General features: G+C 39.2%; 6 protein-coding genes and 1 pseudogene. 5 read left to right on the forward strand and 2 right to left on the reverse strand.

Translation table 11 applies throughout. The features are described 5' to 3' along the window. The 3 genes and pseudogenes from C4E06_RS28500 to C4E06_RS26800 all read left to right on the forward strand — a co-directional run. Positions 1-700 (forward strand): annotated as a pseudogene (locus tag C4E06_RS28500) (hypothetical protein); the annotation flags it as partial. Between the two features lie 5 nt (positions 701-705). Then, entirely contained in the window at positions 706-1,719 is a 1,014-nt protein-coding gene (locus C4E06_RS28505; RefSeq protein WP_198649075.1) for a CHAT domain-containing protein, read from the forward strand. A gap of 796 nt (positions 1,720-2,515) precedes the next feature. After that, positions 2,516-3,577 (forward strand): calcium-binding protein, encoded by a 1,062-nt coding sequence (locus C4E06_RS26800; RefSeq protein WP_107671370.1) that lies wholly within the window; start codon positions 2,516-2,518, stop codon positions 3,575-3,577. A 79-nt stretch (positions 3,578-3,656) separates the two neighbouring features. On the opposite strand, the gene secG is transcribed toward C4E06_RS26800, so the two are convergent. Both secG and gpmI read right to left on the reverse strand, forming a co-directional pair. Then, entirely contained in the window at positions 3,657-3,896 is a 240-nt protein-coding gene (gene secG, locus C4E06_RS26805) for a preprotein translocase subunit SecG (protein ID WP_107671371.1), read from the reverse strand. Between the two features lie 33 nt (positions 3,897-3,929). Beyond that, a complete protein-coding gene (gene gpmI / locus C4E06_RS26810) occupies positions 3,930-5,528 on the reverse strand; it encodes a 2,3-bisphosphoglycerate-independent phosphoglycerate mutase (RefSeq protein ID WP_107671372.1) in 1,599 nt (532 codons plus the stop codon). Positions 5,529-5,832: 304 nt separating this feature from the next. Here gpmI and recQ point away from each other — a divergent pair, with 304 nt between their 5' ends. Further along, positions 5,833-7,965 carry a DNA helicase RecQ gene (recQ, locus tag C4E06_RS26815; RefSeq protein WP_107671373.1) on the forward strand — a complete coding sequence of 711 codons (2,133 nt, stop codon included), beginning with the start codon at positions 5,833-5,835 and terminating at the stop codon, positions 7,963-7,965. 962 nt (positions 7,966-8,927) lie between these two features. Next, positions 8,928-10,176: RNA-guided endonuclease TnpB family protein (locus C4E06_RS26820; RefSeq protein ID WP_107671374.1), on the forward strand; the 1,249-nt coding region annotated here is incomplete at its 3' end.

The raw sequence follows: 10,176 nt of genomic DNA on the forward strand, positions 1-10,176 counted from the left end.
CAATTCAACCATCACCATTAATAGGGTTGCCATTGAGGTTATGACCCCAGAACCTCCTGAACCTCCTGTAACCCCCGAACCTCCCGAACCTCCTGTAACCCCAGAACCTCCTGTAACCCCAGAACCTCCTGTAACTCCAGAACCTCCTGTAACCCCAGAACCTCCTGTAACCCCAGAACCTCCTGTAACCCCAGAACCTCCTGTAACCCCAGAACCTCCTGTAACTCCAGAACCTCCTGTAACTCCAGAACCTCCTGTAACTCCTCAATCATCAATGGTTAGAGAAGTTAGAGAAGTTAGAGACTCAGAACCTCCTGGAATCGAATTTGTTGTTAACTTAAATAATGCTTACACTGAAACCTCAGAGTTAGGATCATCCCCTAATGTTACTGCTTCAGCTACAAACTTAAACAGCGATCGCGCTATGCTGAGAAATATTGAGCAGGGGTTTACCATAGAATTTGCCAACCATTTAGGGATTGAACCCGTATCCCCTTTAAATCTCGAACAAACCCAAACTATTTTACAAGAAGGTCAAACCTTAACCGGCTTAAAACCTGGCTTAATTTATATCTTTTTCGACCTCAATCAACCGCTATTGAAAACCCTGACAATCAAACACTCTGGAGGTTTCAATCTTCTCCTCAACCAGAACAACCTCAACCACAAGGGGATCAAACCTCTCCAGAGGATCAATTAGAATTGATGTTAGTAACACCATCCGGTCAAGTTATTCGTCAACCTGTAACAGGGGTAACCCGTGAGCAAGTTCTCTCAACCGTTGCCCAATTTCAAAGCACCATCACCAACCCTCGTCGTCCTAGTGCTTATCGTCAACCGGCTCAACAATTGTATCAATGGTTTATTCAACCCCTCAAAGTAGCATTAAACGCAGCTAAGATTGACACTCTTGTTTTTATTGTAGATGGAGGATTGCGTTCTGTTCCTCTGGCCGCGCTTTATGATGGTTCAGAATTTTTAATCGAACAATATCATATGGGGATCATGCCCAGTTTAGCCTTGAGTGATACTCGTTATCAAGATATGACTCAGCAGCGAGTTTTGGCCATGGGTGCATCAAAATTTACTCAACAAAATCCCTTACCGGCGGTTCCTTTAGAGTTATCAGTAATTGCCGATCGCTTATGGCAAGGAGACTCATTTCTCAATGAAACCTTTACCGTTAAACAGTTACAGGAAGCTCATCAATCGGGAGAATTTGGGATCATTCATTTAGCCACCCATGCTAATTTTGAAACGGGAACATTGGGCAATTCTTATATTCAATTTTGGCAAGATCAACTAACCTTAGACCAATTAAAAGAATTTAATTTTGGTGATCCCCCAATTGAATTATTAGTGTTAAGTGCTTGTCGCACTGCTTTAGGCGATCGCGAGGCGGAATTAGGGTTTGCCGGTGCTGCGGTGTTAGCGCAAGTTAAAACGGTGTTAGGCAGTCTTTGGGAAGTGAGTGACGAGGGAACCCTCGGATTAATGACTCGTTTTTATGAACAATTAAATCGAGTTCCCCTTAAAGCTAAAGCCATACGAGAAGCCCAATTAAGCTTATTAAGAGGGGAAGTATACATAGAAAAGGGTCAATTAGTTACCCCTGATAATCGTCTTCTTTTACCTCAACCATTATCAACCTTAGAGGAGCAATCTTTAGAGCATCCTTACTTTTGGAGTGGGTTTACCTTAATTGGCAGTCCTTGGTAATTTAAAAGATGAGTCATGGAAGAATTTTGTAAAATTTTGTAAAATTGTACAAAATTGTCCACACTCTATTAGGCACTGAGACAGAAAGTTAAGGTAATGATTTAAGAGTTACAAGTCTCTTGTGAGAGTTTATCCGAAAAATCGAAGAATAATTGAATTTATAGAAAAAAATTAATGTTTTATGCTTTTCGTCTTTGTGCTAAAAATTTTCCTAACTTTCTAACAGTTTATTTATTGTCTTGTCGTAAATTAGAATAAATTATTGCCAAAGGCTTTAGGCTTATATAAAATGACATAACTTGATTTAATTTCTTATTTATTGCTTATTTATTGCTTATTAATCGTCTCTTAATCTTCTTGAAAAAGTGATCCAACGGATGAGTTCTTGGTAAGTTGGAGGGCTTTAATCACTTTTGATACAATTAATTTAAATCAGCTAAAACTTGTAAAAAACAAAAGTCAGATCATGGATTTGAGACAGATCAATTATAAAAAATAAGTAATAAAACTTAGGGTTCAGTTAATTAAATTTCCCCGTATCTGTTACTACTTTTCTTGAACTCATATCTTGCAGCTTCGCTTAAACTAGCTAGTTTAGGAGGCAAGAGGCAAGAGGCAAGAGGCAAAAGTATTTCATTTTGATGCTAACTTATTCAAAATTGACTACTTTTTTATAATTGTTTAGTTTTTATGTACTATTGGAAGATGTCAGTTGAAAAAAGAATAGCACCAAGAGGTAGAAAATATCGTTTTTAACGAGCAATTAAGCTGACTGCGAAAATAGGAGTAACTAATCATGAACTATTACTATTACGGAACTTTCCCGCCGATTTATCTCTATGCTGGAAATGATACTCTCTATGGCAACGCTGGTGATAATATTCTTCGAGGCTATGGAGGAGATGATCTTCTCAAGGGTTATGGAGGAGATGATATTCTCTATGGCAACGCTGGTAATGATGAACTCTATGGTGATGATAGTCCCTATGGTTATGAGGGGGACGATACCCTCTATGGTAACGCTGGTAATGATATTCTTGATGGTCATGGCGGAAGGGATCAACTTTATGGAGGTTCTGATGATGATCTTCTTTATGGAGGGGAAGGGAATGATCGACTCTATGGAGGTTTGGGTAATGATACCGCCTATGGAGGAGGAGGCGCAGATTTAATCTATGGTAATGAGGGAAGAGATAGACTCTATGGCAACTCTGATAATGATCGAATTTATGGAGGATCAGGATATGATCAAATTTATGGCAATAGCGGAAGGGATCTTCTTTACGGTGAAGATGGGACTGACGTAATTTATGGGGGCTACGGGAATGATATCGTTGTCGGTAATGATGACGGGGATTATCTTTATGGAGAGGAAGGAAATGATCAACTTTATGGAGGAAGAGGTACAGACTATCTCATTGGGGGTGAAGGTCATGACTCTCTTGACGGGGGGTTTGATAACGACACTCTCTCTGGGGGCAGCGGCCATGATACCCTTCTAGGTAACATCGGAGATGATTATCTCAGAGGTAATAGCGGTGATGATTATCTGATTGGTTATGATGGTGGTGGTGATGGTGAGTACGATACGTTATTAGGGGGAAGTGGTGGAGATACCTTCGTATTGGGAGATAGTGATGAAGTTTTCTATCTTAATGCTGGTTTTGCCCATATTATTGATTTTGAAGAGTTAGAAGGAGATAATATTCAGCTTTTTGGCGATCTGGGTGATTATTCCTTGCATTACGGGAATTTGTATGGGGATAACAGTCAACTTGATACTTTTATTAGAAGAAACAACGGGGATCTTATTGCCGTTGCACAGGATGTCACTGAACTCAATTTTACCTTTGTGTAAGCGATCTTCTCTCTCTTTAGAAGTAACTGACATAAAACCTGTCCGGTAGGCATTGCCCACCGGACGACAGGGATTCATGTTACCCTTGAGGGGTCAACCACCCGGCACTTAAAACGATGGTTAGGGCGATAAAAACGGTGCTGAGAGTCCAGGTAATTTGATTTAAGGTCTTTTCAGCACTTTTAGCCGAGGTAAATAACTGTGCTTGTCCTCCAATACCCCCTAAACCGTCTCCTTTGGGACTGTGTAAGAGGATGAGAACCACTAATAAAACCCCTGAAATAGTCCAAATAATTTGAATGATTTGTGGTAGTGTCATCGTTTTATTAACAATTGTTTATCTCATCTTACCTTAACGGGCGATCCGAACAGGGGTACTATTTCGCCTCACTTCTACCTCTGCAGGTTCAATGAGCGATCGCCCTGTCATTTCAGCCGGTTGGGGAAGTTGTAAAATTTGCAGGATCGTCGGAGCAATATCGGCCAGTTTGCCATCGTCTCTGAGTTCCACTAAGCCACCATGGCCGGGGATTTTCCGTTGTTCTCCTTCTACCACAATTAAGGGAACGGGGTTAGTGGTATGTGCCGTCCACAGGTTGCCGTTTTCGTCTCTCATGGTTTCGGCATTGCCATGATCGGCGGTTATTAGGGCAGTTCCCCCTAATTTACTGATACTGGATAGTAATTTGCCTAAGCAGTTATCCACGGTTTCGACCGCTTGGATGGCGGCTTCTGTGTTGCCGGTGTGGCCCACCATATCGGGGTTGGCGTAGTTAATAACAATTAGGGAATAAACCCCTTTTTCTACGGCCTTACAGGCTGCTTTGGTGACTGCTTCGGCGGACATGGCCGGAGACTGATCGTAGGTGGACACCATGGGACTTTGAATGAGTTCTCGGTCTTCTCCTTCTAAGGGTTGTTCTAAACCCCCATTAAAGAAGTAGGTGACGTGGGGATATTTTTCTGTTTCTGCCACTCGAAATTGTTTAAGTCCTCGTTCTGCGATCACTTCCCCTAATATATTGTTGAGGTTTTGGGGTTCAAAAGCGACCTTGACGGGGAGTCGGGGATCGTATTGGGTGAAGGTAACGAAACTGAGGGGATGAATGAAGTCTCGCTCAAATCCGTCAAACGTAGGCATGGTCAAAGCAGCAGAGAGTTGTCTGGCGCGATCCGGTCTAAAATTGAAGAAGATCACCCCGTCCCCTGGTTCAATGGCACCGGGGGCAATGCGCGTGGGGGGAATGAATTCGTCGGTTTTGTCGTGACGATAATAGTCTTCTAACACTTCAACGGCAGAACGGCCATCTCCTACCCCGTCTTGGGTAATCATATCGTAGGCCAGTTTCACTCTGTCCCAACGGCGATCGCGGTCCATGGCAAAGTACCGTCCACTAAGGGTGGCAATACGTCCGATTCCTAGTTCTTCAATGTGATCGCTAATTTTGGCGATCGCTTTGACTCCGTCGGTGGTGTTGGTGTCTCGTCCGTCGGTAATGGCATGAACGCAGACATCGGCTAATTGTTGTTTTTGGGCTAAATTCAGCAGTCCCAACAGGTGATTAAGATGGGAATGAACGCCCCCTTCCGAACACAACCCAATGAGGTGCAGTTTTCCTTTACGAGACTTCACTTCTTCGCAGAGATTGACTAAGGCTTCGTTTTCATAGATGGTTCCATCTTCTACTGCATCAGAAATTCTCACTAATTCTTGAGGAACAATGCGCCCTGCACCTAAGTTCAGGTGTCCTACCTCTGAATTTCCCATTTGTCCTTCAGGGAGGCCCACATCTTTACCTGATGTCCGAATTAGGGTTCTGGGATAGGTGGTCCACAGGCAATCCATTACTGGAGTTTGCGCCATTGCGATCGCGTTATTATCATCGGTTTGACGATAACCCCAGCCGTCTAAAATTACCAGCACCACTGGAGATACAGGTGCTTGTGCCATGTTCATTCACCTATTGTTCTATACTGCCGTGCCTGTTTATCATAACATTTTGACTTCAAATTATCTAGTATTTTGTCTGTATTGCTGATTACTTTTTTTCTTCTATTATTTAGTGGTTACACGGAGATTTTTTTTCTCTCATTCTAATCTTATGATTTCCTTCAACCAAAAAGTAACCATTTTCTTAGGTTTGAAGGTTATATTATTAAGCTTGTTGGACTTTTATAATGAAACTTTGATAAACTTTAAGATAAGCTTATCTTTCTTTTTGTCATGAAATCTTTAACAAGTTAGTTCTTCTCTTATGTTATCTCAGTTTAATTCGTTAGAAAATGCCCTTAAATATTTCTTTGGTTATGATCAATTTCGTGCTGGACAAAAACAGATTATTCATGAAGCTTTAAATGATAAAGATTTATTGGTAATTATGCCCACCGGTGGCGGTAAATCTTTATGTTTTCAACTGCCTGCGTTATTAAAATCTGGGGTGTGTGTGGTCGTATCTCCCCTTATTGCTTTAATGCAGGATCAAGTTGATGCTTTATTAGATAATGGTATCGGGGCAACTTTTTTAAATAGTACCTTAAATCGAGAGGAATTACAGTCAAGAGAAAATGCTATTTTAAAGGGTAAAATTAAGTTAGTTTATGTGGCTCCAGAACGATTATTAAATGATGGTTTTTTGAATTTTTTAGATTTTTTGAAGCAGAAAGTTGGTTTATCAGCGTTTGCCATTGATGAGGCTCATTGTGTGTCTGCTTGGGGTCATGATTTTCGTCCAGAATATCGACAGTTGAAACAGTTACGTTTCCGTTATCCTAAAGTTCCGATGTTTGCTTTAACGGCAACAGCAACGAAACGAGTGAGAGCAGATATTATTGAACAATTGGGGTTAGAAAATCCCACGATTCATGTGGCTAGTTTTGATCGGCCAAATTTATATTATGAAGTTCAACAAAAATCAAGACGAAGTTATACCCAATTATTAAATTATGTTCGGAGTCAAGAAGGTTCAGGTATCATTTATTGCCTCAGTCGTAAAAATGTAGAAACCATTGCATATCGACTACAACAGGACGGAATTGACGCATTACCCTATCATGCAGGGATGTATGACGACGAACGAGCAATCAATCAAACTCGTTTTATTCGGGATGATGTGAGAATTATTGTAGCAACCATTGCCTTTGGAATGGGCATTAATAAGCCCGATGTTCGCTTTGTGGTTCATTATGATTTACCGAGAAACTTAGAGAGTTATTATCAAGAATCTGGACGTGCCGGAAGGGATGGAGAACCAGCTAACTGTGCTTTATTTTTCAGTTTTGGGGATTTAAAACGGATAGAATATTTAATTGATCAAAAGATTAATGAAAAAGAGCAACGAGTCGGTCGTCAACAGTTGAGACAAGTGGTAGATTATGCAGAAGGAACGGAATGTCGACGAAGCATTGTTTTAAGGTATTTTGGACAGCAATATAAAGGAAAATGTGATAATTGTGATAATTGTAAACATCCGAAACCCGTTGAAGATTGGACCATTGAAGCACAAAAGTTTTTATCCTGTGTTGCCCGTTGTCAAGAAAGATTCGGGATGACCCATATTATTGATGTTTTAAGAGGGTCGAAAAAGAAAAAAATTGAAAAGTATGGACATCATTTACTCTCAACTTATGGCATCGGAAAAGAAAGAAGTGCAGCAGAATGGAAGATGTTAGGACGTTCTTTAATTCATCAAGGTTTTGTTAATGAAACAACGGACGGATTTTCTGTTTTAAAATTGAATAAGTATAGTTGGGAAATCTTCAGAAACGAGCGAAAAGTTGAAATTGCGATTACTGAATCTTTAACCTCAAAAGCATTAAACGAATATAATCCGAGAAAAGCAGAAAGTGATTTATTATTGCATAAATTAAGACAGTTAAGAAAACATTTAGCGGATCAAAATAAAGTTGCACCTTACGTTGTTTTTGCTGATTCGAGTTTAAGATTAATGGCACAAATTAAACCCCAAACCATCGAAGCATTCAAGAAAATTTCTGGAGTAACTGCTTATAAAGCGCAACAATATGGTGATAGTTTTGTCTCAGAAATTAGGGAGTTTTGTCAACAGCAAAGTTTACCCATTCCTTTACCCACATCTAGCAATATGATTACCTTACAATTGTATCAACAAGGGTTAAGCGTTCCAGAAATTGCCGAGAGACGAAACTTAAAAGAATCGACTATTTATACTCATCTTGCCGAATTAATTGAAATGCAGCAACCCATTGATATTAATCAGTTTATTTCAGAAGAGAAAAAAGCTAAGATTATTCAATGTATTCAAACCATTGGGGATGGTTCTTTGACTCCTTTAAAAAATCACTTAGGGGATGATTATAGTTATAATGAATTGAAGCTAGTTAGGGCTTGGTATAACAGACAAAATAGTTAAATAATTACTATGGAGTTAGGAGTTAGGAGTCAGGAGTCAGGAGTTAAATATTAGTTATAACTCACTGGTTAAGAGAAAGGCTATAATTAATCATTATAGGTTTCAAATTCTAATCCCTTACCTATTAGGTTGAATAGGAATTATTGGAAACTCTGGTAAAGAATCCAAAGCCATCGTTGTTGTTTGAAATGGACTACCTTACCTATTAGGTTGAATAGGAATCGTTGGAAACAATAGAGCGTAAATAAAAGGAAAATCTTTATCCGTCATCCATTTGGTAGAAAAACCGTAGTTTTTGATAACCTCCTTACCTATTAGGTTGAATAGGAATTGTTGTAAACTTGTAGTTTTCCTTTAAGTTGAAAATGATTGCAGCCGTTTCCTTACCTATTAGGTTGAATAGGAATCCTGAAAAACTGCGCTCAACTGCGATTAACTGCGATCGCTGATAAAGTGATTAACATTGGTCACTGATCACTGTTTACTGTTCACTGTTCACTGCCTTGCCTATTAGGTTGAATAGGAACCTTTAAAAACTGCGATTAACTCCAATCAACTGCGATCGCTGATAAAGTGATTAACATTGGTCACTGATCACTGTTTACTGTTCACTGCAAAAACGAAACAGTTAACCCTGACGGATAACGTTATCCGTCAGGGTTATCAACTGTTAAACTCAAGCTAAAATAGAAAAAGTTTTGCTGATCACATCGTCCATTTAGACAAAGACGTTATAAATTGAAAAAGAAAAGAAGGAAAAGAATCCGATTGGCACAAAATACTATCCTGAAATACAAAAAGAGGACTCCCGTTATATTTCTCCCCAAAAAAAGACTCATAGAAATTAACGGGAGATGAATTTTTGCCAACAAATAAACCGACCAGCGGGAGACAACTTACACGAGTTGACATTGTGTGTAGATTAATTTAAACTAGGGAAAGTATTAATAGTGGTCGAACTAATGCTTACATTAACTTACGAATTTAAGCTAATCCCAAATAAGCAACAAATTGAGGTAATTGAACATACTTTAAATGTTTGTCGCTCCGTCTGGAATTATGCTTTAAGAGATCGTAAGGACTGGCTAAGTTCTAGAAAATCCCCTGTTAATTCTTGCTCATTAATTCAGGAATATATTATTTCTCCTGACGTACCTTACCCTAATTATCACAATCAAGCTAAAGCATTAACAAAGGCCAAGAAAACTAATGACATACTCAAATCAGTAAACGCTCAAGTTTTACAACAAGTCTTGAGGACTTTAGATAGAGCTTTTGCCGATATGCAGTCCAAAAAGTTAGGCTTTCCGCGCTTTAAAAATAGGGATAGAATGCGGTCTTATGTATATCCTCAAATGCTAAAAGATTGTATTAAAGGTAACGAAATTAAATTACCACACCTAGGATGGGTAAAGTTTAGAAAGTCTAGAGAAATACCTGATGGGTTTGAGTTAAAACAAGCTCGCATTGTAAGGAGAGCTAATGGTTACTTCATGATGCTTTCTTTACAGTTAGATGTTAATATTCCTGACGTTTCTTTTCATGGACATCCTTTAGGTATTGACTTAGGTTTAGATAAATTCTTGGCTACTTCCGATGGTGAACTTGTGGATAGACCTCGATTCTTAAATCGACTACATCGTAAGCTGAAATTGCTACAGCGTAGATTAAGAAATAAGAAAAAAGGCTCTAATAATAGACACAAGTTAAACAAAAAGATAGCTAGATTACATCAACGAATTTCTGATACTCGTAAAGACTGGCATTTCAAGTTAGCTCATCGTCTTTGTGACCAATCACAATCAATATTTATTGAAGATATTGATTTTAGGTCATGGGCTAAAGGAATGTTATCTAAACATTGTCTTGATGCTGGTTTTAGACAATTCATAACCATTCTTAAATGGGTAGCATGGAAAAGAGATGTTTTTGTTAATGAAGTTGACAAGAATTTTACATCTCAAATTTGCCCTAATTGTGGGTTTCATACTGGTAAGAAAACCCTTGATGTTAGAGAGCATAATTGTCCTGAATGTGGGTATAAAACCCACCGAGACGTGGCAGCAGCGCAAGTTATCAGAAATCGTGGTGTAGAAGAATATGCGCTAGGGCATAGCGTATCTGAAAATGCCTGTGGAGATGATGGGACGGGGGCTTTGCCTAGTTACCAATCTGTGAAGCAGGAAATCTTAAGCGCGAGTTTAAGAATCC

Source organism: Cyanothece sp. BG0011, assembly GCF_003013815.1.
In the GTDB taxonomy this organism is placed as follows: domain Bacteria; phylum Cyanobacteriota; class Cyanobacteriia; order Cyanobacteriales; family Microcystaceae; genus Crocosphaera.

Coding starts and splice junctions, on each gene's coding strand:
- C4E06_RS28505 (WP_198649075.1), top strand. CDS start 706: ATGTTAGTAACACCATCCGGTCAAGTTATTCGTCAACCTGTAACAGGG.
- C4E06_RS26800 (WP_107671370.1), top strand. CDS start 2,516: ATGAACTATTACTATTACGGAACTTTCCCGCCGATTTATCTCTATGCT.
- secG (WP_107671371.1), bottom strand. CDS start 3,896: ATGACACTACCACAAATCATTCAAATTATTTGGACTATTTCAGGGGTT.
- gpmI (WP_107671372.1), bottom strand. CDS start 5,528: ATGGCACAAGCACCTGTATCTCCAGTGGTGCTGGTAATTTTAGACGGC.
- recQ (WP_107671373.1), top strand. CDS start 5,833: ATGTTATCTCAGTTTAATTCGTTAGAAAATGCCCTTAAATATTTCTTT.